16 protein-coding genes, 8 tRNA genes and 1 pseudogene are annotated in these 23536 nt (G+C 44.9%); 18 read left to right on the top strand and 7 right to left on the bottom strand.

Annotation, left to right across the window (positions count from 1 at the left end; translation table 11 throughout):
• Positions 1 to 68: 68 nt before the first annotated feature.
• The 4 genes and pseudogenes from guaB to ACX5J7_RS17155 all read left to right on the top strand — a co-directional run bounded on the left by guaB (position 69) and on the right by ACX5J7_RS17155 (position 6024).
• Entirely contained in the window at positions 69 to 1538 is a 1470-nt protein-coding gene (guaB, locus tag ACX5J7_RS17170) for an IMP dehydrogenase (protein ID WP_012517551.1), read from the top strand.
• Between the two features lie 70 nt (positions 1539 to 1608).
• Entirely contained in the window at positions 1609 to 3186 is a 1578-nt protein-coding gene (guaA, locus tag ACX5J7_RS17165; protein ID WP_012517552.1) for a glutamine-hydrolyzing GMP synthase, read from the top strand.
• 186 nt (positions 3187 to 3372) lie between these two features.
• Positions 3373 to 4995: a methyl-accepting chemotaxis protein gene (locus tag ACX5J7_RS17160; protein WP_498707655.1), complete on the top strand. Its 1623-nt coding sequence runs from the start codon at positions 3373 to 3375 to the stop codon at positions 4993 to 4995.
• Positions 4996 to 5114: 119 nt separating this feature from the next.
• A pseudogene (locus ACX5J7_RS17155) lies at positions 5115 to 6024 on the top strand (histone deacetylase family protein).
• A 91-nt stretch (positions 6025 to 6115) separates the two neighbouring features.
• On the opposite strand, the gene ACX5J7_RS17150 reads toward ACX5J7_RS17155, so the two are convergent.
• The 6 genes from ACX5J7_RS17150 to folD form a co-directional block, all read right to left on the bottom strand.
• Entirely contained in the window at positions 6116 to 7135 is a 1020-nt protein-coding gene (locus tag ACX5J7_RS17150) for a phospholipase A (protein ID WP_012517557.1), read from the bottom strand.
• Between the two features lie 35 nt (positions 7136 to 7170).
• On the bottom strand, positions 7171 to 8013 hold the full coding sequence (locus ACX5J7_RS17145) for an MBL fold metallo-hydrolase (RefSeq protein ID WP_498707653.1): 843 nt from the start codon (positions 8011 to 8013) through the stop codon (positions 7171 to 7173).
• 39 nt (positions 8014 to 8052) lie between these two features.
• Positions 8053 to 9771: a proline--tRNA ligase gene (locus tag ACX5J7_RS17140; RefSeq protein ID WP_498707651.1), complete on the bottom strand. Its 1719-nt coding sequence runs from the start codon at positions 9769 to 9771 to the stop codon at positions 8053 to 8055.
• A 171-nt stretch (positions 9772 to 9942) separates the two neighbouring features.
• A complete protein-coding gene (gene tsaA, locus ACX5J7_RS17135; RefSeq protein WP_287148750.1) occupies positions 9943 to 10662 on the bottom strand; it encodes a tRNA (N6-threonylcarbamoyladenosine(37)-N6)-methyltransferase TrmO in 720 nt (239 codons plus the stop codon).
• A gap of 255 nt (positions 10663 to 10917) precedes the next feature.
• Complete coding sequence (locus ACX5J7_RS17130) at positions 10918 to 11562, bottom strand: DUF1415 domain-containing protein (protein WP_498707650.1); 645 nt, start codon at positions 11560 to 11562, stop codon at positions 10918 to 10920.
• Positions 11563 to 11626: 64 nt separating this feature from the next.
• The gene (gene folD / locus ACX5J7_RS17125; RefSeq protein ID WP_278382929.1) at positions 11627 to 12481 is read right to left on the bottom strand and encodes a bifunctional methylenetetrahydrofolate dehydrogenase/methenyltetrahydrofolate cyclohydrolase FolD; all 855 of its coding nucleotides are present in this window, start codon (positions 12479 to 12481) and stop codon (positions 11627 to 11629) included.
• A gap of 408 nt (positions 12482 to 12889) precedes the next feature.
• Here folD and ACX5J7_RS17120 point away from each other — a divergent pair.
• The 14 genes from ACX5J7_RS17120 (at position 12890) to ACX5J7_RS17055 (ending at position 23164) form a co-directional block, all read left to right on the top strand.
• A tRNA-Pro gene (locus tag ACX5J7_RS17120) sits at positions 12890 to 12966 on the top strand.
• A 23-nt stretch (positions 12967 to 12989) separates the two neighbouring features.
• Positions 12990 to 13066, top strand: a tRNA-Arg gene (locus ACX5J7_RS17115).
• Positions 13067 to 13154: 88 nt separating this feature from the next.
• Positions 13155 to 13230: transfer RNA gene (locus tag ACX5J7_RS17110), tRNA-His, on the top strand.
• 7 nt (positions 13231 to 13237) lie between these two features.
• A tRNA-Leu gene (locus tag ACX5J7_RS17105) sits at positions 13238 to 13322 on the top strand.
• A 41-nt stretch (positions 13323 to 13363) separates the two neighbouring features.
• A tRNA-Pro gene (locus ACX5J7_RS17100) sits at positions 13364 to 13440 on the top strand.
• 159 nt (positions 13441 to 13599) lie between these two features.
• Positions 13600 to 13675: transfer RNA gene (locus ACX5J7_RS17095), tRNA-His, on the top strand.
• Positions 13676 to 13682: 7 nt separating this feature from the next.
• A tRNA-Leu gene (locus tag ACX5J7_RS17090) sits at positions 13683 to 13767 on the top strand.
• Between the two features lie 45 nt (positions 13768 to 13812).
• Positions 13813 to 13889, top strand: a tRNA-Pro gene (locus tag ACX5J7_RS17085).
• 349 nt (positions 13890 to 14238) lie between these two features.
• Positions 14239 to 15543: a trigger factor gene (gene tig / locus ACX5J7_RS17080; protein ID WP_012518983.1), complete on the top strand. Its 1305-nt coding sequence runs from the start codon at positions 14239 to 14241 to the stop codon at positions 15541 to 15543.
• A gap of 98 nt (positions 15544 to 15641) precedes the next feature.
• Positions 15642 to 16271: an ATP-dependent Clp endopeptidase proteolytic subunit ClpP gene (gene clpP / locus ACX5J7_RS17075; protein WP_012518982.1), complete on the top strand. Its 630-nt coding sequence runs from the start codon at positions 15642 to 15644 to the stop codon at positions 16269 to 16271.
• Between the two features lie 73 nt (positions 16272 to 16344).
• A complete protein-coding gene (clpX, locus tag ACX5J7_RS17070; protein ID WP_012518981.1) occupies positions 16345 to 17619 on the top strand; it encodes an ATP-dependent protease ATP-binding subunit ClpX in 1275 nt (424 codons plus the stop codon).
• Positions 17620 to 18013: 394 nt separating this feature from the next.
• Positions 18014 to 20365, top strand: a complete 2352-nt coding sequence (gene lon, locus ACX5J7_RS17065) for an endopeptidase La (RefSeq protein WP_020743944.1) — start codon at positions 18014 to 18016, stop codon at positions 20363 to 20365.
• Positions 20366 to 20687: 322 nt separating this feature from the next.
• A complete protein-coding gene (hupB, locus tag ACX5J7_RS17060) occupies positions 20688 to 20960 on the top strand; it encodes a nucleoid-associated protein HU-beta (RefSeq protein ID WP_012518978.1) in 273 nt (90 codons plus the stop codon).
• A 311-nt stretch (positions 20961 to 21271) separates the two neighbouring features.
• A complete protein-coding gene (locus tag ACX5J7_RS17055; RefSeq protein ID WP_498707649.1) occupies positions 21272 to 23164 on the top strand; it encodes a SurA N-terminal domain-containing protein in 1893 nt (630 codons plus the stop codon).
• A 49-nt stretch (positions 23165 to 23213) separates the two neighbouring features.
• Here the strand turns inward: ACX5J7_RS17055 and ACX5J7_RS17050 are convergent.
• Positions 23214 to 23536: hypothetical protein (locus ACX5J7_RS17050; protein ID WP_498707648.1), on the bottom strand; the 323-nt coding region annotated here is incomplete at its 5' end.

Below are 23536 nucleotides of genomic sequence, written 5' to 3'. Positions count from 1 at the left end.
TTTACCTGAAAAACAAAAAACACTACAATTGCGCCGCAATTAACCCTCAACTGAATAGGTGTTGTTGCATGCTACGTATCATCCAAGAAGCCCTGACGTTCGACGATGTGTTGCTGGTTCCCGGCCACTCGACCGTCCTCCCTCACACTGCAAACTTACAAACGCGCCTTACGCGTAATGTAACGCTTAATATCCCAATGGTGTCAGCTGCCATGGACACGGTTTCTGAAGCCCGCCTAGCAATCGCGCTAGCACAAGAGGGTGGTATTGGTTTCATTCACAAGAACATGAAGCCAGAAGAGCAAGCTAAACACGTACGCGAAGTTAAAAAATATGAAAGCGGTGTGGTATCTGACCCGGTAACGGTAGATAAAGATGCGACTATCGGTGACGTTATTTCCCTTTCTAAACGCCTTGGTTACTCGGGTTTCCCTGTAACAGATAAAGACAATAACCTTATTGGTATTGTTACTGGTCGAGACCTTCGCTTTGAAAAGCGCTTAGAGCTACCTATTAGCAATGTGATGACCGGCAAAGATGATTTGGTTACGGTTAAAGAGGGTGCAAGCTCTGACGTGGTGTTAGACCTTATGCACGAACACCGTATTGAAAAAATTCTCGTGGTTGATGATGCATTCAAGCTAACCGGCCTCATCACCGTTAAAGACTTTCAAAAAGCTGAAAATAAACCTAATGCATGTAAAGATGAATTAGGCCGCCTTCGTGTTGGCGCTGCAGTGAGTGTAGGGCCAGGTACTGATGAGCGTATTGCACTATTGGTTGACGCTGGCGTTGACGTTCTGCTTATCGATACTTCACACGGCCACTCACAGGGCGTTATTGACCGCGTTAAGAAAGTACGCGCAGATTTCCCAGACATCCAAATTATTGCGGGTAACGTTGCAACGGGCGACGGCGCAAAAGCACTAGCTGATGCGGGCGTAGATGCGGTTAAAGTAGGTATTGGCCCTGGTTCAATTTGTACTACCCGTATCGTAACCGGGTGCGGTGTACCTCAAATTACTGCGGTATCTGATGCTGTTGAAGCACTTAAAGATACCGATATTCCCGTTATTGCTGACGGCGGTATTCGTTTCTCTGGTGATATTGCCAAGGCACTGGCTGCCGGCGCAAGCTGTGTAATGGTTGGCAGTATGCTAGCGGGCACCGAAGAATCACCAGGTGAAGTAGAGCTGTTCCAAGGCCGCTACTACAAGTCGTACCGCGGTATGGGCTCGCTAGGTGCAATGAACCAAAGCCATGGTTCATCAGATCGTTACTTCCAAGAGTCTAACAACGCTGAAAAATTGGTACCAGAAGGTATCGAAGGTCGCGTCGCCTATAAAGGGCCGATTGCGAACATTATTCATCAGCAAATGGGCGGTTTACGTTCAGCTATGGGCTTAACTGGCTGTGCTACTATTGAAGAGATGAACACCAAAGCGCAATTCGTGCGCGTTACGTCTGCCGGAATGGGCGAGAGTCACGTACACGATGTAAGCATAACCAAAGAAGCGCCAAATTACCGTTTAGGTTAAGGCGACCGACGACTGCGAGGCTGGTACTACACCAGCCTTTGTTCTTTTATTTAACGGGTAAAAACAAAACATGACCACAAATATCCACGACCAACGCATACTCATTTTGGATTTTGGCTCGCAATACACGCAGTTAATTGCACGTCGCGTTCGCGAAATTGGTGTTTACTGTGAGCTATGGGCTTGGGATGTCACGGAAGAGCAAATTCGCGAATTCAATCCGCAAGGTATCATTTTATCTGGTGGGCCTGAGTCGGTCACAGAAGAAGGCTCTCCGCGAGCGCCAGATTATGTATTTGAAGCTGGTGTGCCTGTATTAGGCGTGTGCTACGGCATGCAAACAATGGCTCACCAATTAGGCGGTGGTGTATTAGGTTCTGATAAGCGCGAGTTTGGCTACGCGCAGGTTGAAGTGATTAAACCAAGCCCGCTACTTGATAAAATTGAAGATGCCATTGGTGATAACGGCGCAGCCCTGCTTGATGTATGGATGAGTCATGGGGACAAAGTGGCCGCTATTCCTGAAGGCTTTGAAACTATTGCGCAAACGGCGTCATGCCCTCACGCTGCAATGTATAACGAAGAGAAGCAATTCTACGGTGTTCAATTCCACCCAGAAGTGACTCACACCCGCCAAGGTATGCGCTTACTTACCCAATTCGTAATGGATATTTGTAAGTGTGAAAAGCTGTGGACGGCAGGAGCGATAATAGAAGATGCCATTGAGCGCATTAAAGAAAAAGTAGGTGATGAGAGAGTTATTCTTGGTCTTTCAGGTGGCGTAGACTCTTCAGTTACTGCCATGCTGCTTCACCGTGCTATAGGCAAAAACCTCACCTGTGTATTTGTAGATAACGGGCTGTTACGCCTAAATGAAGCTGACCAGGTAATGGAAATGTTTGGCGACCACTTTGGGTTAAACATTATCCGTGTCGATGCAGAAGGGCGTTTCTTAGACCGCCTTAAAGGCATTGAAGACCCAGAGCTTAAGCGCAAAGCCATCGGTAACGAGTTTGTTCGCGTATTCGATGAAGAGGCGAGTAAGTTAGAAAATGCCAAGTGGCTAGCACAGGGTACTATCTACCCAGACGTGATCGAGTCAGCGGGCTCTGCAACAGGTAAAGCACACGTAATTAAGTCTCACCATAACGTAGGCGGCCTTCCAGAAGATATGGAACTAGGGCTAGTTGAGCCACTGCGTGAGCTATTCAAAGACGAAGTACGTAAAATTGGCTTAGAACTAGGCTTGCCATACGACATGCTTTACCGTCACCCGTTTCCTGGTCCGGGTCTAGGCGTACGTGTGTTAGGCGAGATAAAGAAAGAGTATTGCGATTTACTTCGTCGTGCCGATGCTATCTTTATCGAAGAATTGTATGCCGCCGATCTTTACCAGAAAGTAAGTCAAGCGTTCACGGTATTCTTACCCGTGCGCTCAGTTGGCGTAATGGGTGATGCCCGCAAATACGACTGGGTGGTAAGCCTTCGAGCGGTAGAAACCATCGACTTTATGACAGCACACTGGGCGCACCTGCCATACGACTTCTTAGGTAAAGTGTCGAACCGCATTATCAATGAAATCGACGGCATCAGCCGTGTGGTCTATGATATTTCAGGTAAACCGCCTGCTACCATTGAGTGGGAATAACCTGCTTTAATGCAATAAACAAAAAAGAGCTTTCGGGCTCTTTTTTTGTGAGAGCTACTGCGAACAATATTCGTATGAGTCGTTATATAAACGTATGCTTATTTATACGTACCATGTAACCATACCGTCATAAAAATATCATTTAATGGCGACGTCCTTCTTTGAATTTATACTAAAGGTTAAGCCGTGTTCAACTACACTAGCATCAGCCGTTTGGTTATGACGCCCGTTCTAGCCAGCTTCTTTATCCTCGTATTGTTAAACGGTGCGTCTATTTTAAAATCGTTTTCACTGCTTAATGCTTTTGATGAACTAGAAAATACTCTAGTACAGTCAGAGCGTGACGTAAATACCACGCTAAGTACATTCAAAACACAGGTTCAGGAATGGAAAAACGTACTGCTTCGCGGCCATAAAAAAGAGGATAGAGTAAAATATTGGGAGCGCTTCAAACAACGTGAAGCGGATATTACTCGCCAATTCGACAAGATGTTATCAAGTGCGGTTATCAACGATAGCGTTAAATCGAACATTAGGCAGTTTCAACAGGCTCACGCCGTCATGGCTGAAAAATACCGCGAAGGTTATAACGCATTTGTCGATTCGGGGTTTGATCCAAAAGTAGGCGATAGTTATGTTCGTGGTATTGATAGAGAGCCGGCGAAGCTTTTAAGCGGCATTGCCTCAGATATAGCGTCGGATTCAGCCAGTGCAATTGCTGCACTTAAAGCGAATACGCGAAGTATGCTTTGGGTGATAATACTGGCAGCAATCGTATTGTCTGTATTGTCTGTAGTTTATGTCATCGCCCGCTTGCGTTTGCAGGTCATTAAGCCTACTAAAGAGGTTGCTGCATGTATATCAAACCTAGCGAACAGTCATTATGACTATGCGCTTACTTATACAAGCGATCATGAGCTTGGTATGCTGGCGAACTCTGCACGGGCTTTACAGTACAAGCTAAAAGAGTCTGTTGCGCAGCTCCAGCAGGCAGAGAGAGAAATTGATAAAGCGTTTGGTACCCTTGGGAATGTCAGTCAGTCGATTATGGAAGGCGCTAATGATCAACGCGACGCGTCCCGCTCTTTAGATAGTAGTACTGACAAGCTTAAAGAAATCGTACAAAACTTGGTGGCGATAACCGACCAGGTAGCGGTAGCAACCAATAATTCTGAAAAAAATGTGGCAAGCTGTTATGCCACATTCGAAAGCGCCAATGCCGGGTTTAAACAATTAGCTAAAACGGTGACTGAATCAAGCGACATTGTTTCAGATTTACAAACCCGCAGTACGAATATTTTAAAAGTTGTGAATGTCATCAATGAAATAGCGGACCAAACCAATCTTTTAGCGCTTAACGCAGCAATTGAAGCCGCGAGAGCAGGGGAGCACGGGCGAGGTTTTGCGGTGGTCGCTGATGAGGTGCGCGCCCTCGCCGCTAAAACGCAGCAATCGACGAAAGAAATTAACGATATATTAAGCAGCTTTGAAGCCGAAGCAAAAGGGGCTGTTGCGGCTATGTCATCAGGCAAACAGTTATCTGATACTAACGCAGCGGAGGCTGCTACAGCGCTTGAAACGTTAAATAACGTGGTAAAAGATATTCAAGAGACTGCGAGTGTAGTGGTTGCGCTTAACGAGGCTGCAGATGAACAAGAGGCCGTATTGCATCAAGTTGAGATGATAATAAGCAATGTGGTTAACTCTTCAGAGAAGTATCACCAGCTCGCACAGCGCGACGATATGTCTCACTCTATGAAAAGTATGTCAGAAAACGTAGAAAAAGTGGTGAACAGTTTGACCCGCTAGCGTCCCTTTGTCAGTATCAAACGCTATTTATTGAAAAAGGAGCAGTCATGCTCCTTTTTTCGTTGCCAAGCCGCAAGTAATTAAAACCAGTACGTGAAGTGAAGAGTGTACCGAAATTGATGACAACGCCATTAGTCTTTCACCCCATATACAGTCAGCTAGACCTTCCCGAACGGCATCGCTTTCCCATAGAGAAATATGTGGGTATTCGAGATGAATTAATAAGGCGAGGAATAGACAAGGCGCGTTTTATTACTCCGTCGCCTTTAGATTTCTCTGTGTTGACAGACAACTACGACCGTCAATATGTAGAGGCGCTCACATCCGGCAATTTAGATAAGAAAGCCATGCGGCGCATTGGTTTTCCGTGGTCACAGCAGCTCATCGAGCGCACCCGAACCGCGGTTGCTGGCACATGCTTAACTGCCTCATTAGCATTACAGCACGGCAAAGCGCTTAACTTAACCGGTGGGTATCATCATGCTTTTGCTGATTTCGGCTCAGGGTTTTGTTTATTTAACGATTTATATCTTGCGGCGAAAACCATGCAAAAATCGTCCGCTATTGATAATGTACTTATCGTTGATTTAGACGTGCACCAAGGCGATGGAACGGCAAAGCTTGCTGAAAATGATAGAGATATCTTTACCTTGTCTATACATGGAGAAAAGAACTTTCCTTATAGAAAGCAGCAATCAGACATCGATATTGGGCTTGCCAAAGGTACCGAAGATGATGAGTACCTACAAACACTTGAACAAGCGCTGGCACTAGCAAAAAGGCAATTTCAGCCCGATGCTCGATGCTATTATTTATGATGCCGGTGTTGATGTGCACGTGAATGACGATTTAGGGCATTTACATATCTCCACCGAAGGGGTGTACGAAAGAGACAAAATCGTATTCGCGCTGGCCGAACAATTAGGTGTGCCTATTGCAGCCGTTATTGGTGGAGGGTATCAGCGAGATATTGCAGCGCTGGTGGATGTACATATTCAGCTATATCGCGCCGCGGGGGTAATAAGTTAGGCGCTGTAAAAAGCGAGTAGCTAAATAAAAAGCGCGCTAAACATGTAAGCGTAGCGCGCTTGATTTACTTCATAGGGTGAGGGGTATCAGCCTATAAGAAAAGCAGCTGGAAACCCAAACCAATGCGCTCTTGCGACCGGTTATAGTCGATAAGTGAATCACCATAGCCGTTGAAATATTGCAGTAAGATTTCGTACCTATCAGAAATGGGGTAAGTCAAATCTAGTTGAATACTGCCTCGGTTTTCATCGAAATCTAAATTGTTTCTAAGTAGGGCGAGTACTTTGAATGCTCCAATTTTTCTACCATATCCGAACTCCATTCGCCCGTAATAGTCCTCTATATCAGGGTTATCATCGCCCGTAGGATCTAATGGATCTTCTTTTTCGTCTTCAGGAATACGATACCAGGTTTTTAGGTAATAAATGTCGTCGTTATCACTGAATACAATAGAGGCAAATAAGCGGTTCCAGCTTCTTGATTGTAGGCCGCTTTGACCATTAGACATGTGATTGAAGCCTACTTGAAATGTATTAAATTTATACCCCAGTACGGAATAATCAGCGGTTTCCTGCCAAAAAATTTCTGGCTCGTAGTTGGTCTCGCGAAACGGCTTAGATGCCTCGCTATTATACAGCTGCCAAAATGATGTCAGCGTAAAGCCAAAATACACCCCGTCGAATCCTGTATCTTCTAAGTAAAGGGGGAGTTTGGCACTGACTTGGAATTTTGCTTCTTTATTATCGACGTTTTCGTCCGTCAAGTCTTCGTTTCCAGTGGTATTGGGGTTGGAAACGTAAGTAATGGGAAGCAGGTAATTTTGTCGATGTTGCGTAATAGCAAACACGTTATCCAGCGCTTCTTTATCACCTTCTAAACGGTCATCTAACGCGCTTTCTGAGGTGGTATCACGCTTTATAATGTCAATGACTTCGATACCTTCTTCATCTTGAGAGGGATCGTTGGTTTCGTTTTGATTGCTTATTTGTTGCTCGCTGCTATCAACGATTTGAGGTTGAGTGCTAACAACATCTGAGGATGTTTCTTGTCCACACACACTTGTGCTAGCAGCAAACGCTGCCAAAAATACGAAAGGCTTTAACACTGACACCTTTAATTCTCCGTAACATGGGGTTATTTTTATGCTTAACTGAAGTCCAGTGTGAGGCCTTCTGAGGAAGCAAATACGTGTAAAGTAGACTCTGCCACTGTGACATATTCATTACAATGTTTTACAACATCATCTATATCGTCATCTGTGCGTTCTGGATCATGACTGTATAGTGCTAATTTTTTTGCATTGGACGCCATAGCCAGTTTAACCGCCTCCTCAGCCACAGAGTGGCCCCACCCGTTTTTAGCAGGCATATCAGACAGCATATACTGTGCATCGTGAATAAGTAAGTCTGCATTCTCAGCAAATTTAGCAAAATCAATAAAGTCGGTTTCTTTCTTATAAGGAGGGTAAAGCTCATTATCTGTAATGTAAGTAACCTTCACACCATCAGCGTTTATGCAATAGGCGCTGCCGCTTCCCGGATGATTCATTGCAAGTCGCGTGATCTTTGCGCTTCCTATTGCAAAGGTGTTGTCCGCTTTCGGTATTTCAATAAGCGAGATGTTTGCTCTGAGCGCACTTCTTGGTACGGGAAATAACGATCCTTCCATTTGTTTTAAAATTTGGTCTGGTTCTTCAAACAGAGTTTGTCCTGGATAGATATTTATTTCGCGTTCGGCTTGATATATGGGAGGAAAGAAGGGGAAACCTTGTATGTGGTCCCAATGATTATGGCTCAGCAAAAGATGGATAGGGGTGTTCTTTTTCGCTAAGTGCTCACCAAGAAGGCGAATACCCGTTCCAGAGTCGAGGACGATATCGGTACCGTCCTCAAGCTCGATATGAACGCATGCTGTATTGCCACCATAGCGGACGAAAGCTGCTCCCGGAGTGGGTATAGACCCTCTAACGCCATAGAATGTTAACCGCATACGCCCTCTTTATACTTAACTTATGGGCAAGTTCAGATGTTAGAGTGCGGCTACAAATTCTTTTGCTGCGCTGAGGTCTAATAACTGCTTCTCGCCAGTACGTCTATTTTTATACTCAACCTGTTGATTATCTAGGTTTCTTTCACCAATAACAATACTATGAGGTATGCCAATTAATTCCATGTCATTGAACATAACACCCGGGCGCTCTTTTCTATCGTCAAATAGCACTTCTATGCCTAATGCAACAAGCTCTTCATAAAGGGCTTCGGCTGCTTCTTTGATACGGTGAGACTTATGCATATTCATTGGTATTAATGCAATTTTAAACGGTGCGATAGGATCTGGCCACTTTATGCCAAATTTATCGTGATTTTGCTCAATGGCCGCCGCCACAATACGTGATACACCAATACCGTAACAGCCCATAGTAAGGGTTTGGTGCTTGCCTGTTTCGCTCAATACACCGCAGTTCATTGCTTCTGAATATTTTCTACCAAGCTGGAAGATATGACCTACTTCAATACCGCGTTTGATATCGAGCGTACCTTGGCCATCAGGTGATGCGTCGCCGGCAACGACATTGCGGATATCAACGGTATTGATACCATTTGGCCAGTTAACGTTGACGTTAACTTTTCCGCCTGCGCCAGCACCTGTTGTGAAATCAGCAAGGGCTGCTGCACTTGCGTCAACGTAAGCAGGTACGGGCAGGTTAGTTGCATCTGCAAAGAAAGGCGATACACCAAGCACATCTTTTGCTTGTTCAAATGACGCTTCAACAAGAGGAATAGCAACGCCGTCTATTTTTTCAGCCTTAATGTCGTTTAGCTCATGATCTGCACGTAGTACGAGCGCTACCCATTTATCAGCAACAACGTCTTCGCCTTTATCATTGAGTTCATTAGCCCCTTTTACTAATACGACTTTAACGGCGTTAGTAGCGTTGGCATCGACACTCTTTAAAATCGCATTAAAGTCTTTGCCTTTGGCATCTTTGGTTTTAACATCGGCGCCGGAAGGCGCTGCTTTTTCAGGCGCAACGGCCGCAGCCATTTCAACATTAGCGGCGTAATCGCTGTCGCTTGAAAACGCGATAGCATCTTCACCTGATTCAGCAAGTACGTGGAATTCGTGCGAGTGGTTACCACCAATAGAGCCAGAGTCAGCAATAACCGCTCTGAAATCGAGCCCCATGCGAGAGAAAATCGCACAGTAGGCGTCGTACATTTTCTGGTAGGTCTCTTCTAAGCAGCTATCTTCCAAGTGAAAGCTGTAGGCGTCTTTCATTGTAAATTCGCGACCGCGCATAATACCGAAACGAGGGCGAACTTCGTCTCGGAATTTGGTTTGAACCTGATACAGATTCAAAGGAAGCTGCTTATAGCTGCTAATTTCATTGCGTACAAGCGCCGTGATCACCTCTTCATGGGTTGGACCTAGCACGAAATCTCGCTGGTGGCGGTCTTTAACGCGAAGTAGTTCAGGGCCGTATTCTTCCCAACGGCCTGATTCTTCCCACAAATCCGCGGGCTGAACAACGGGCATTAGCACCTCAATAGCACCTGCTTTGTTCATTTCTTCGCGAACAATATTGGCTACTTTGTTTAGTACACGAAGACCAGAAGGTAGCCAAGTGTAAAGACCTGAAGCTAGCTTTCTGATCATGCCAGCTCTAAGCATAAGCTGGTGGCTAATAACCTCTGCGTCTGCAGGTGTTTCTTTCTGCGTGGCAAGCAAATATTGACTAGTGCGCATGTAAAGCAGGTTTCCTGTTAAATTTATAATATAAATAGTGAGTGTGAAGGCAATACGCTCAACTTTTTATGTCACAAAACGCGAGTAAGAAGGGCGTGGCATCACTTATTTTGGCGTATTCTAATTAACTGTGAGCAATTACGCCACAGACGGTTACCACTTATCGGTGATTTATCCTAGTTGAACAAGCTCAGTCACGCACACCGCAGCATTTTTAATAGTGAACCCCACATCGATATCATATAGCGTGACGCGATAGATTTTTTCATCATTATCAAGATGTTGTTTATACGCAGGGCGGGGGTCTTGGGCGAGAACTGCAGTTACTAGGGCTGAAAAATCGCTATGTTTCGTTTCTATTTTCTCCAGCATAGACGAGAGACTAGGAGCGAAAAAAACATCCCGGTGGGGGATAGGGTTAATGTCGTCTAGCTTGTCTTTTGCGTTATCAACACTATCGGCATATGAAATATAAGGCTTAACATCGATGAGCGGCGTGCCGTCTACAAGGTCTACGCCTTCAACACAAAGCTGCGTTTGCCCGTTTCTGCTGGTAATGCCCTTATTAACTACGACCGACATTCCAATGCCGTTAGGTCTATGCGTACTTCTGCTTGCTAGTACGCCCATTGTTGCATTACCACCTAACCGAGGGGCTTTTACGGTACTTTTCCAGCCACGCTCTAGATTTTGGTGAAAAATGAACAAAAGCCATAAATGACTGTAGTGCTCTATTCCTTTTAGCATATTGATGTCGTTAAACCCTTCCCCGAACGTAATAACACCTTGTGCTTTTGCTAGGTTTGGCTGCCTAGGAATGGCGAATTTTTGTTTGAACGGGGTGGCGATAGTGGCAATACTGGCTATGTCGAAAGAAGAAGGGGCGGTCACGCTTTGTTCCTAACGCAGTTAAAGAAAATATTATTTGTCATATTACTCTCATATATTGAAGGTAAGGTAGCCCTTCAAGTGAAAACTTGGTCCAAATTAAACGCCGACTATTTGTGTCGTTAGCGGGTTTGTTTGGATTCCCTGGAGTAATCCAATGCTTTAAGCCTGCCTGAGTAACGGTTAAAACGGTGCTAAATAGTAGTGTAGTGTTTTCAGATTAACCTATCTCTAATCAAACGCATCGCTATTCTTGCCTTACTCGGCGGGCTTGTCTTTTTTAATTTCTTTTAGCACTTTTTCGAAGTACGGACAGCCTAGTGACTGTGCTTTTTCAATGTTGTGACTGAAAATCTTCTCTGCATCTTCTTCTTTTTTCATATAGCGCGTAATATCGGCTTCGCGAATAAGGTGTAGAAGGGGATAGGGAGAGCGATTAGTAAAGTTTTCAGCGTCACTCGCCTCACTGCCATCAAATATATAATCAGGGTGGAAACTCGCGAGTTGATAGGTTCCGCTATAGCCCCAGTCATGAAGCATATTATCCGCGATGGCTAAGACATCAAGGTATTCGTCGAAGTCCCCAAGGGTTGTGTGAGTAAGTGCAATTAGCGTAGTAGCAGTGTCTTCGTTCTCTTCTAAATGCCTGACTTCATCATAGAGCGATCGGATAACGTCGCCCACATCACCGCCTATAACTACGCATCGAATACCGCTTGGTGTTCTTACATAGCGGGCGAAGGGGCAGAAATTGTGCTCTATAACAATATCATCAACCCATTTTAGCGTTGCATCAATAACGTGCTGTTCGAGTAAGGGGGAAGTTAAATTAGCCATAGTAGGAATAAAATAAGTAGGGTTGTATGTTGTGTTGTAGCGTGGGCTTATCAAAAAGGCAGACATCACTCTCTGCCTTTGTTTGTTACGCTATTAAGGTTGCTTATTGATGTAAAATGAAGATGGACTATTAAGAGTGATACTTAACATACGCTTCTAACGTATTTTCAATAAGGCTCGCTACGGTCATTGGCCCTACACCGCCAGGAACCGGCGTGATCCAACCGGCCCGTTCCTTCGCTTTATCAAAGTCTACATCTCCCACCAAAGAGCCATCGTTAACCCGGTTAATGCCGACATCAATAACAATAGCACCAGGCTTCACCCAGTCTCCTGGAATGAAATTCGGCTTACCTACAGCAACAACCAGCAAGTCCGCACGTTGAACATGGCTTTTTAAGTCTTGAGTGAACTTGTGGCAAGTGGTCACTGTGCAGCCTGCTAACAATAGCTCAAGGCTCATTGGGCGGCCTACAATATTTGAAGCGCCTACAATAACCGCGTCCAAACCTTTCACAGGGCGCTTAGTCGACTCTATCATTGTCATGATGCCTTTAGGCGTACACGGGCGTAATGCAGGGATACGCTGTGCAAGGCGACCAATATTATAAGGGTGGAACCCGTCTACATCTTTATGCGGATGGATACGTTCTAGCACCTTTTCCGCATTTAAACCTGCGGGAAGCGGAAGCTGCACTAAAATTCCGTCTATTTCTCTATCTTCGTTAAGCTGATCCACTAAGTTAAGCAGTGTCTCTTCAGTCGTATCAGACGGAAGGTCGAATGAACGAGAAACGAAACCTACTTCATCACAAGCTTTTCTCTTGTTAGATACATACACTTGTGAGGCGGCATCGCTACCCACTAAGACAACCGCAAGGCCTGGCTGTCTTTTACCTGCTTGAGTTAACGAGTCAACGTAGGAAGTAACGTGTTGGCGAACTTGTTTGGCAATTAATTTGCCGTCAATAAGGTGAGCGGTCATAGTCTTGTACGATTCTTATATGGTTGAGTGGTCAACAAGTGGGCTATATTGTTTCATAAAACAGGGCTAATACTCTAGCAATTATTGGAGGTTATTACGCGTTAGCATAAGCGTTATGGTAAGTTAAAAATTCATTTAACAGGGTTTTGCCCCTACGATTACACGTCTTTGTATATCAAATAAATTAATTCACGGTTACAAGGGGGCCCACATCCTCTTCATTAACAGAAAAATCATTTCAAAGAAGGCCCGAATTAAGGCGCTATTGTTCAAAAAAACGTGAGAATGCGTGCTTTGTGAGCGGTTGATTATTTTATTTAAAAAAGTGTTTGACGAGGTGGGGGGATGTCAGTAATATTCGCACCCCGTAACGGCACAGAGGCTAGCGCTTCAGGTCGGTACAACAGTCGGTGAGTGGCGCAGCTTGGTAGCGCACTTGTTTTGGGTACAAGGGGTCGCAGGTTCAAATCCTGTCTCACCGACCATTTTTGCAGCGAAGATTCGCCAAGCGCCCGTAGCTCAGCTGGATAGAGCAACGGCCTTCTAAGCCGTGGGTCGCAGGTTCGAATCCTGCCGGGCGCGCCATGCGAGTCAGGTAGGTCCTGACAGCAAGGCTGAATTTTTTATTTTACACTGCTAAGATAAAGCGTGTAAGTTGCAAACACACCCTATGGTGGGCGTAGCTCAGTTGGTAGAGCCCCGGATTGTGATTCCGGTTGTCGTGGGTTCAAGTCCCATCGTCCACCCCACTTTTTCGCGGAAGTGGTGGAATTGGTAGACACGCTGGATTTAGGTTCCAGTGCTTCACGGCGTGAGAGTTCAAGTCTCTCCTTCCGCACCATATTTTCAAGCTTTATTAAAAGCTTAACAAAGCATTCCAGTCGGTGAGTGGCGCAGCTTGGTAGCGCACTTGTTTTGGGTACAAGGGGTCGCAGGTTCAAATCCTGTCTCACCGACCATTTTTGCTTTTTCGATTCATCGAATTCCCAGAGTTCACTATGCAATCGCCTAGCGCATGGCAGATTTGAATCGATTATCGAGCGTGTAAGTTAGGTCCTGACGGCTCGAGCGATGTTTATGTGTTCAATTCACACATAAACAGATACAGGACTACTGTGGTGGGCGTAGCTCAGTTGGTAGAGCCCCGGATTGTGATTCCGGTTGTCGTGGGTTCAAGTCCCATCGTCCACCCCACTTTTTCGCGGAAGTGGTGGAATTGGTAGACACGCTGGATTTAGGTTCCAGTGCTTCACGGCGTGAGAGTTCAAGTCTCTCCTTCCGCACCATGTTTTCAAGCTTTATTAAAAGCTTATCTTTAAAGATATCTCTGTCGGTGAGTGGCGCAGCTTGGTAGCGCACTTGTTTTGGGTACAAGGGGTCGCAGGTTCAAATCCTGTCTCACCGACCATTATCTTACATCTACACACGCTATTCTCCTTAGTACTTATACGATTTCCCCCGTTTCTTTGCATATTTTTACGCTTAGCTTCGCTGTTTGTTTAAATTGCGTTCAATTGCGTGTTACAAACTTGTGTTTGCCTCTCGACTCTTGTGGTGTGCGGCTGTATACTACCGCGTCTTTTTTTAACCAGTATGTTTGATTCGGGTTAGCACATTGACACGATAATTGTGTCCTAATCATGAATTTTCAAACGTCGAATAACGACCTCTACCCCGGAGTGATGTGCAAATAATGCATGACGGGTGAGGGGATTGAGAACAAAACGCCTGTAGAGGCGTATAGTTGAGGTAACATAATGCAAGTTTCAGTCGAGACGACCCAGGGTTTAGAACGCCGTCTTACAATCACCGTTCCATCTGACACGGTTGATTCAGCAGTTAAGTCACGCCTACAGCAGTTGGCAAAAACGCAACGCATCAACGGCTTCCGTCCAGGTAAAGTACCTGTGAGCGTAATCAAGAAGCGTTTCGGCCAGGCAGTTCGCCAAGAAGTTGCTGGCGATGTTATGCAGCAAAACTTCTACCAAGCGGTCATTCAAGAAAAAATTCAGCCTGCAGGTATGCCTAAGTTTGAGCTGACTAAAGACGAAGACGGTCAGGACCTAGAATTTACAGCATCTTTTGAAGTTTACCCAGAAGTAGAAGTGAAAGGTGTTAGCGATATCGAAATCGAAAAGCCAGTAGTGGAAATTACTGACGAAGATCTTGATAACATGATGGAAACACTTCAGAAGCAGCACGCCACTTGGAAAGAAGTTAAGCGTAAAGCGAAGAAAGACGATAAAGTAATTATCGACTTTGTTGGTTCTATTGACGGTGAAGAGTTCGAAGGTGGTAAAGCTGAAGACTTCGCGCTAGAGCTTGGTAAAGATCGCATGATCCCTGGTTTCGAAAAGCCACTAGTTGGCGCGAAAGCAGGTGAAGAAGTAACTATCGAAGTTACTTTCCCAGAAGATTACCACGCTGAAAACCTAAAAGGTAAAGACGCGGTTTTCCAAGCTACCGTTAAGAAAGTTGAAGGTTTAGATCTTCCAAAAGTTGACGAAGAGTTTGCTAAACTATTCGGTGTTGAAGAAGGCGGTGTAGATGCGCTTAAAGCAGAAGTTCGCAAGAACATGCAGCGTGAACTAGACCAAACGCTTAAAGCACAAGTTAAAGAAGACGTTATCTCTAAATTGGTAGACGCTAACGAGATTGATATTCCTCAAGCGCTTATCGACCAAGAAGTTAACGCACTTCGCGAGCAAGCTAAGCAACGTTTCAGCCAGCAAGGCGGTGGTCAGAACCTTCCAGATCTACCGGCTGAGTTGTTCACTGACAACGCTAAGCGCCGCGTATCTATTGGTCTACTTCTAGGTGAAGTGATCAAAGAGAACGAACTTAAAGCAGACGAAGCTAAAGTTAACGAGATGATCGAAACTGCTGCTTCAGCGTATGAAGATCCTCAAGAAGTTGTTGATTACTACAACAATAACCAAGAGCTTATGCAGCAAATGCAAAACGTTGCACTAGAAGAGCAAGCTATTGAGTGGGTTCTTGAGCAAGCAAAAGTTACCGAAGTAACTAAAGCTTTTGACGAGGTTATGAACAAACAGGCGTAATTTTTTACTGTCTGATTGACAATACTTGTCAGCAACTGCTTAAATGCTCGGAGCCTTCCGAGCATTTTTGTTTTTAACGCTAGATAATCAAGGTAGCTATGACTAATACCCCGTTTGACCCAATGAATGCACTTGTTCCTATGGTTGTTGAGCAAACCTCTAAAGGTGAGCGCTCATACGACATTTATTCGCGACTATTAAAAGAAAACGTTATTTTCTTAGTAGGGCAAGTTGAAGATCACATGGCCAACCTCATCGTTGCTCAAATGTTGTTCTTAGAAGCTGAAAACCCAGAGAAAGACATTTTCCTATACATCAACTCACCAGGCGGTTCAGTAACTGCTGGTATGGCAATTTATGATACGATGAGATTTATCAAGCCAGATGTGAGCACGGTATGTATGGGCCAAGCTGCCAGCATGGGTGCATTTCTACTATCTGCAGGAGCAAAAGGTAAGCGTTATTGTCTACCTAACTCGCGCGTAATGATTCACCAACCACTTGGTGGATTCCAAGGTCAGGCGTCTGACTTTGAAATACATGCGAAAGAAATTCTGTCTATTAAAGAGAAATTGAATCGCCTATTGGCAGACCATACTGGTCAAGACTATGAAAAAGTCGCGCGCGATACAGACCGTGATAATTTCTTGAGCGCAACTGAGGCAAAAGAATATGGCCTTGTTGACCAAGTTTTAGCAAATCGATCTGACGTAGCTGCAACTAAGTAGTATAGTTATAGTAGACCTGAGCCAGTGCAACGCACGTTTTGGTTTCGGCTCGGGCAAGGCAGAGGCAAAAGTAATGAGTGATAAGCAAAGCGGTGACGGTGATAATAAGCTACTGTACTGTTCGTTTTGTGGCAAAAGCCAACACGAAGTAAGAAAGTTAATAGCAGGCCCGTCGGTATTTATTTGCGACGAGTGTGTTGAGTTATGTAACGATATCATTCGCGAAGAAATTAAGGAAATCGCGCCTAAGCAAAAGCAGGACGCTTTACCCAAACCAACCGAAATTCATGCACATCTTGACGATTACGTAATTGGGCAAGAACATGCGAAGAAGGTACTATCAGTAGCGGTTTACAACCACTACAAGCGTTTGCGCAATGGCGATGTTCACGAAGGCGTTGAATTAGGCAAAAGTAATATTTTGCTTATAGGCCCAACAGGCAGCGGTAAAACGCTGCTTGCTGAAACCTTAGCGCGTTTACTTGACGTTCCATTTACTATGGCTGACGCCACCACGCTTACCGAAGCGGGTTATGTAGGTGAAGATGTTGAGAACATTATTCAGAAGCTGCTTCAGAAGTGCGACTACGATGTAGAAAAAGCCCAAAGGGGTATTGTTTACATCGATGAAATCGACAAGATTTCTCGTAAGTCTGACAATCCTTCTATTACTCGAGATGTATCGGGTGAAGGTGTGCAGCAGGCGCTACTTAAGCTAATAGAAGGTACCGTGGCTTCAGTGCCTCCGCAAGGCGGCCGTAAGCATCCACAGCAGGAGTTTTTGCAGGTTGATACCTCTAAGATCCTATTTATCTGTGGTGGTGCATTTGCAGGGCTTGATAAAGTTATCGAGCAACGCGCACAAAAAGACACAGGCATCGGTTTTGGCGCTACGGTCAAGTCGAAAGACAACAGCAAACAAATCAGCGAACTCTTTAAGCAGGTTGAGCCCGAAGATTTGGTTAAATATGGCTTGATACCAGAGTTCATTGGCCGTTTACCTGTTGTAACCAGCCTTGAAGAGTTAAATGAAGACGCACTAATTCAAATTCTACGTGAGCCTAAGAACGCAATTACCAAGCAATATGGTGCATTGTTCTCGATGGAAGATGTAGAGCTTGAGTTTAGAGATGACGCACTAAACGCGATTGCTAAGAAAGCAATGGAGCGTAAAACGGGTGCTCGTGGTCTTCGCTCAATCGTTGAGGCAGTGCTACTTGACACTATGTATGACCTTCCATCAATGGATGACGTGAGTAAAGTTGTTATTGATGAGACGGTTATTCGCGGTGAGTCAAAACCCATTTTGATTTACGATAGCAACGAAAAGAAAGCTGCCTCTGAATAATTGAGCGCGTTTTTTATATTGTTTTTAAAAGGTCCTTCGGGACCTTTTTTGATCGCGTGCTTCCTCGGCCTAATAGATAAAACTTACTTTTTGTTCATGTTTAACTGGCCTGACCTTATTGTTTATGCTCGCAAAAAGAATTGAAATTTCGATGCTCCCTGCCAGATTTGGTTGAAATTTGAACGGTCGTGGGCGCGTAGTCTATCCTTTCTACTAGATTTTCCAGTTAGGTATTGCTATACGCGAGAAAATCGATAATGGTTATACTAAGGTCAACAGGCCCTAGAGCAGGGAAGGTAAGGTTAAGGAATTAACGCACTTTAATAAGTTTCGATTGAACTTTGCTCTTGCATCCCCATATAAAAATGACATTTCAAACTAATTGAGAACAAGTATGACAGTTGAGCGTGAAAATCGCATTGAAATTCCTGTGCTTGCCTTGCGGGACGTAGTTGTTTACCCGCATATGGTCATACCCCTATTTGTTGGGCGTGAGAAATCAATCCGTTGCCTAGAAGCGGCGATGGATAATGACAAACAAATCTTCTTAGTAGCACAAAAAGATGCCGGCGTAGATGAGCCTGAAGCCGACGATATTTATACCGTAGGGACTATTGCTACTATTTTGCAGTTATTAAAGCTGCCTGACGGTACGGTTAAGGTACTGGTTGAAGGAAGCGTGCGTGGCGAAATAGAAAGCTATAAGCAGTCCGATCCTTTCTTTGTCGCTAATGTCGATAAGTTAGAAGACGAAGGCATTGATGAAAGCGAGCAAGAAGTGTTAATTCGCTCGGCGGTTTCGCAGTTTGAAGGCTACGTTAAGCTTAATAAGAAAATACCGCCAGAAGTACTGACTTCGCTTAATGGTATTGAAGATGCAGCGCGTTTAGCTGACACCATGGCAGCGCACATGCCGCTGAAACTTACCGAAAAACAAAAAGTGCTTGAGATGCAGGGCGTAAATGAGCGTTTAGAATACCTCATGGCACTGATGGAAGGTGAGATTGATTTGCTGCAGGTCGAAAAGAAAATTCGAACCCGCGTTAAGAAGCAAATGGAAAAAAGCCAGCGCGAATATTATTTGAATGAACAAATGAAGGCGATTCAAAAAGAACTCGGTGAGTTAGATGACGCGCCAGATGAGTTCGAAGCGCTGTCTAAAAAAATTACCGACGCGAAGATGCCAAAAGAAGCGGAAGACAAAGCGAAAGCAGAGCTTCAAAAGCTTAAGATGATGTCGCCCATGTCGGCGGAAGCTACCGTACTTCGTAGTTACATCGAATGGCTGACCAACGTGCCTTGGAACAAGCGTTCGCCGGTTAAGAAAGATCTTTCTCGTGCAGAAGGCGTGCTTAATGAAGATCACTACGGTCTTGAAAAGGTAAAAGAGCGTATTCTTGAATACTTAGCGGTTCAACAGCGTGTTAAAAAGCTTAAAGGCCCAATTCTGTGCCTTGTAGGTCCTCCAGGTGTAGGTAAAACCTCGTTAGGGCAATCTATTGCTAAAGCGACAGGACGCAAATATGTGCGTATGGCCCTAGGTGGCGTGCGCGATGAAGCTGAGATTCGCGGTCATAGACGTACTTATATCGGCTCTTTGCCGGGTAAACTGGTGCAGAAAATGGCAAAGGTTGGCGTAAAAAATCCGCTGTTCTTGTTAGATGAAATCGACAAGATGTCTTCGGATATGCGCGGTGACCCAGCTTCGGCACTACTTGAAGTACTAGACCCTGAACAAAACAACAGTTTCAGCGATCACTACTTAGAAGTGGATTACGACTTGTCTGACGTTATGTTCGTCGCCACTTCAAATAGTATGAACATTCCTGGGCCGCTACTTGATCGTATGGAAGTGATTCGTCTCTCTGGTTACACCGAAGACGAGAAGCTAAACATTGCGAAGAACCACTTAATTGGTAAGCAAATGGAGCGTAACGGGCTCAAAGCAAAAGAGCTAGAAATTACTGACTCTGCTGTTATTGGTATGATTCGCTACTACACCCGAGAAGCAGGTGTGCGTAGTTTAGAACGCGAAGTGTCTAAAGTCTGTCGTAAGGCCGTGAAAGATATCTTGCTTAAGAAGAGCAAAGATAAAGTAGTTGTAACGCAAGACAATCTAAAAGATTACCTTGGTGTACAGCGTTTTGATTACGGAAAAGCGGACAAAGACAATCAAATCGGTCAGGTTACGGGTCTTGCATGGACTCAAGTGGGCGGTGACTTACTGACCATTGAAACAACATCGGTGCCTGGTAAGGGCAAAATGACCTCTACGGGGTCGTTAGGTGATGTGATGCAGGAGTCAATTAAGGCTGCTATGACAGTAGTACGAAGCCGTGCAGAAAAGCTTCGTATCAACGACGACTTCTACGAAAAGCGTGATATTCACGTTCACGTACCGGAGGGAGCAACGCCTAAAGATGGCCCGAGTGCGGGTATCGCCATGTGTACGGCTTTGGTTTCTTCACTAACGGGTAATCCAGTGAAGTGCGATGTTGCCATGACCGGTGAAATTACGCTACGGGGTGAAGTGTTAGCCATAGGTGGCCTAAAGGAGAAATTACTTGCGGCCCATCGTGGTGGCATAAAAACCGTAGTAATTCCAAAAGACAATGAGCGAGATCTGGAAGAAATTCCAGATAATGTGAAGAAAGATTTATCAATTCACCCCGTTAAATGGATTGATGATGTTCTTGATATTGCACTTCAGGAACCCGTCGAAAGCTTCGAAGTGGTTAAAAAGTAACTCGTCATATTGGCTGCAAGCCTTTAATTTTAAAGGCGTGTAGCCATATTTTTTTTATAAATTTGCAATAATTGACTAAAAAACGTGCATTGAGCGAAAGAAAAGCCCATTTTTTTAAAAATAGGGCTTTCAAGTCGCAAAAGTTGTGTTACCTTTAACTGGTATTCGCTTGAAGCCTTGCCACAAAAGGGATTGCAGCGATTCATATAAAAAGTTAATTATTTGTGACTGAAGCTTGATGTTAACAAACAAGCTTGCTATAACGTTCAAGCAAAATCGTTTTGGACAAACAGTATAATAACAATCGAAGGGGATCATAATTGTGAACAAGTCTCAACTTATCGACCAAATCGCTGCTGGTGCAGACATTTCTAAAGCAGCCGCTGGCCGCGCTCTTGACGCATTCACTGACTCAGTAACTGCTGCGCTTAAAGACGGCGACCAAGTAGCACTAGTAGGCTTTGGTACTTTCTCAGTTCGCGAACGTTCAGCTCGCAGTGGCCGCAACCCACAAACTGGTGAGACTATTCAGATTTCAGCAGCGAAAGTTCCATCTTTCAAAGCTGGTAAAGCACTGAAAGACGCTTGTAACTAAGCAAAAAAATTATAGAAAAAGGCGATGGCTAGTCCATCGCCGTTTTTTATTTGTGAAACAAAGAATTGAATATTGGGGGCAGAGTCTTGTCACTGAGCCCATTATTAAACAGCAAATTTATATCTCAATGGCTTGCCAAGTTTTGTACTTGTTCTCGCGCCGTTGCGGTTAAACGAAAGACAGCATAAATAGTGCGTTTTGGCGTTTATATTCAGCGGCATTGGGTTATAATCAGCGCTTATTTTACTGGGTACCCGACAAAACGAAGGGTTACTGGTAACTGTAGTAAGCAACGGAGTTGAAGAACAATCATGCTAGAAAGAATCAGAGAAGGTTCTCAAGGCCCATGGGCGATGGCGATTATTGCGCTTATCGTTTTGAGTTTCGTATTCGCAGGTGTGGGTAGTTACCTTACATCAAATGGTACTACCGCAGTAGCCACCGTAAACGGCGAAGAGATTTCGGCACAAGAACTAGAGCGTGCATATCAAAATCAACGTGCACAAATGGAATCACAATACGGCGAAAGCATTGCGCAGCTTTTCTCTAGTGAACAGTACCTCGCGGATTTTAGAAAAAATGTGTTGGACAGACTTATCGCTGAAAAGCTTATTCAGCAACAAGCCACTAACATGGGATTGCGCGTAAGCGATGAGCAAATTCGCGAAACCATCGTTCAAATGCCAGAGTTTCAGTTTGGTGGTCAATTCGACAATGAACGCTTTCAAGCTATTCTTCGTCAAAATGGGTTCCAAGTAGCAGATTTCCGTGATTACCTTCGCACTCAAATGACACAGAATCAGCTGGCGGCTGCGCTAACTAATTCATCATTTGCGCTTGACGGTGAAGTTGAACAAGCCAATGCGCTTCAGCGCCAAACACGCAACGCCAAGTATGTGCTTGTAAGCTCAGATGAGTTTGCAGATTCTATTGAAGTGACAGACGCGGACATTGAAGCGTTTTATAACAATAACATCGCGTCGTTTGATACAGAGGAGCAGGTTAAACTTGCTTACGTTAAGCTTAGCGTAGAAGACCTTAAAGGCCGCGTTTCTGTAGATGAAGATTCAGTGCGTACGTATTACGATAACAACCTTGGGAGTTATGGTACCGAAGAGCAGCGCCGTGTTTCGCATATTCTTATAGAGGCAGGGGATGACACAGATGCAGCAAAAGCAAAAGCCGAATCGCTAAAAGCCGAGATTGATAGCGGTGCTGACTTTGCGGCGTTAGCAGAAGCGAACTCAGACGATACATTTTCTGCTGAAAATGGCGGTGACCTAGATTTTATAACGCCTGAAATGATGGACCCCGCGTTCGATGAAGCCGCATTTAGTTTAGAAAATGTAGGTGATGTGTCTGACGTCGTTGAAACCGAGTTCGGTTACCACATTATTAAGCTTACTGAAGTAAAAGAAGCGCAGGTGAAATCCTTCGATGAAGTGGCGGGCGAAATTCGCGATACACTTCTTTATGATGCCGCTATGGAAAAGTACTTTGAACTTCAAAATACGTTGGCGGAAATAGCGTTTGAGGTTCCCGATACGCTTGAAGACGCGGCTAATGCAGTTGATTTACCTATTCAAGAGTCAGTGCTTTTCAGTCGAAATACTGCGCCTGCTGAATTAAGTACTCCTGGTTTATTAGACGTTGCTTTCTCTTCAGAGCTTGTTGAAGAAGGACTTAATAGCGACATTATTGAGTTAGATGATGAGACCGTAGTAGTAGCACGTGTTGTCGAGCACCAGCCTCAGCGTACCCAGTCTCTAGATGAAGTGCGTGAAGGTATTGAAGCATCAGTGAAAGCTGAGAAATCGAAAGAAGCTGCTGAATCTTGGGCGTTTGATGTCGCGCAGAAAGTTCGTGCAGGCGAAAGCGTTGAAGATGAACTAGCAGCGAAATCGGTTGAGTGGGAAACGGCTGCTAACGTGCAACGAGCGGGCGGTACGCTAGCGCGTGCACTAGTAGACACACTGTTCTCATTAGCCCTTGAAGGGGATGATCAGGTTGACGTAGCGACTACCGTAAATGGCGACGTTGCTGTTGTTATGCTAGAAGGCGTAAACCCTGCGCCAGCGCTTGAAAGCGAGTTAGGTGAAAACCTGAAGCAACGCTTAGCACAGGTGCAAGGACAGCGAGTTTATCAACAGTACATTGACGCACTACGCGCGAACGCTGAAGTAACAATCTCTGAAGCACTGTAAAGTCTTATCCCACACTTAACTAACGAGCGTGGGATAACACCAAGAAACGTTAAAGGCCAGTATCGTTTAAGATACTGGCCTTTTTTGTTTGCCCAGCGAAGCTGGCAAACCCGTCAGGTTGAAAGAAACCTGAATCACCCTGACTGAGGGGAAGATAATCCGAATGGCAAGGGCGTTGTTGGCCAACGGCAGGGTCTGAAGGAAGCCATAGGAAGTTAGAGGTACACAACGCAAGTGAACCTGATTCGGCAAGACAGGAGGGTAAGCGTGCAAAATAGCGTGAAGCCCGATACTCAGTCAGTCCTGTTTTGTGTTTGAGGGGTGGGATTTCTAACAGGGAGCCAGCACAGTAACTGGGGAAGCCTGGCACCG

The organism is Alteromonas infernus, assembly GCF_902705815.1.
This window is presented reverse-complemented; position numbering and strand designations above follow the sequence as displayed.

What these genes read in the sequence shown, in the direction of transcription:
- guaB (WP_012517551.1), top strand. Translation starts at nt 69, where the DNA reads ATGCTACGTATCATCCAAGAAGCCCTGACGTTCGACGATGTGTTGCTG.
- guaA (WP_012517552.1), top strand. Translation starts at nt 1,609, where the DNA reads ATGACCACAAATATCCACGACCAACGCATACTCATTTTGGATTTTGGC.
- ACX5J7_RS17145 (WP_498707653.1), bottom strand. Translation starts at nt 8,013, where the DNA reads ATGCGGTTAACATTCTATGGCGTTAGAGGGTCTATACCCACTCCGGGA.
- ACX5J7_RS17140 (WP_498707651.1), bottom strand. Translation starts at nt 9,771, where the DNA reads ATGCGCACTAGTCAATATTTGCTTGCCACGCAGAAAGAAACACCTGCA.
- ACX5J7_RS17130 (WP_498707650.1), bottom strand. Translation starts at nt 11,562, where the DNA reads ATGTCTGCCTTTTTGATAAGCCCACGCTACAACACAACATACAACCCT.
- folD (WP_278382929.1), bottom strand. Translation starts at nt 12,481, where the DNA reads ATGACCGCTCACCTTATTGACGGCAAATTAATTGCCAAACAAGTTCGC.
- tig (WP_012518983.1), top strand. Translation starts at nt 14,239, where the DNA reads ATGCAAGTTTCAGTCGAGACGACCCAGGGTTTAGAACGCCGTCTTACA.
- clpP (WP_012518982.1), top strand. Translation starts at nt 15,642, where the DNA reads ATGACTAATACCCCGTTTGACCCAATGAATGCACTTGTTCCTATGGTT.
- clpX (WP_012518981.1), top strand. Translation starts at nt 16,345, where the DNA reads ATGAGTGATAAGCAAAGCGGTGACGGTGATAATAAGCTACTGTACTGT.
- lon (WP_020743944.1), top strand. Translation starts at nt 18,014, where the DNA reads ATGACAGTTGAGCGTGAAAATCGCATTGAAATTCCTGTGCTTGCCTTG.
- ACX5J7_RS17055 (WP_498707649.1), top strand. Translation starts at nt 21,272, where the DNA reads ATGCTAGAAAGAATCAGAGAAGGTTCTCAAGGCCCATGGGCGATGGCG.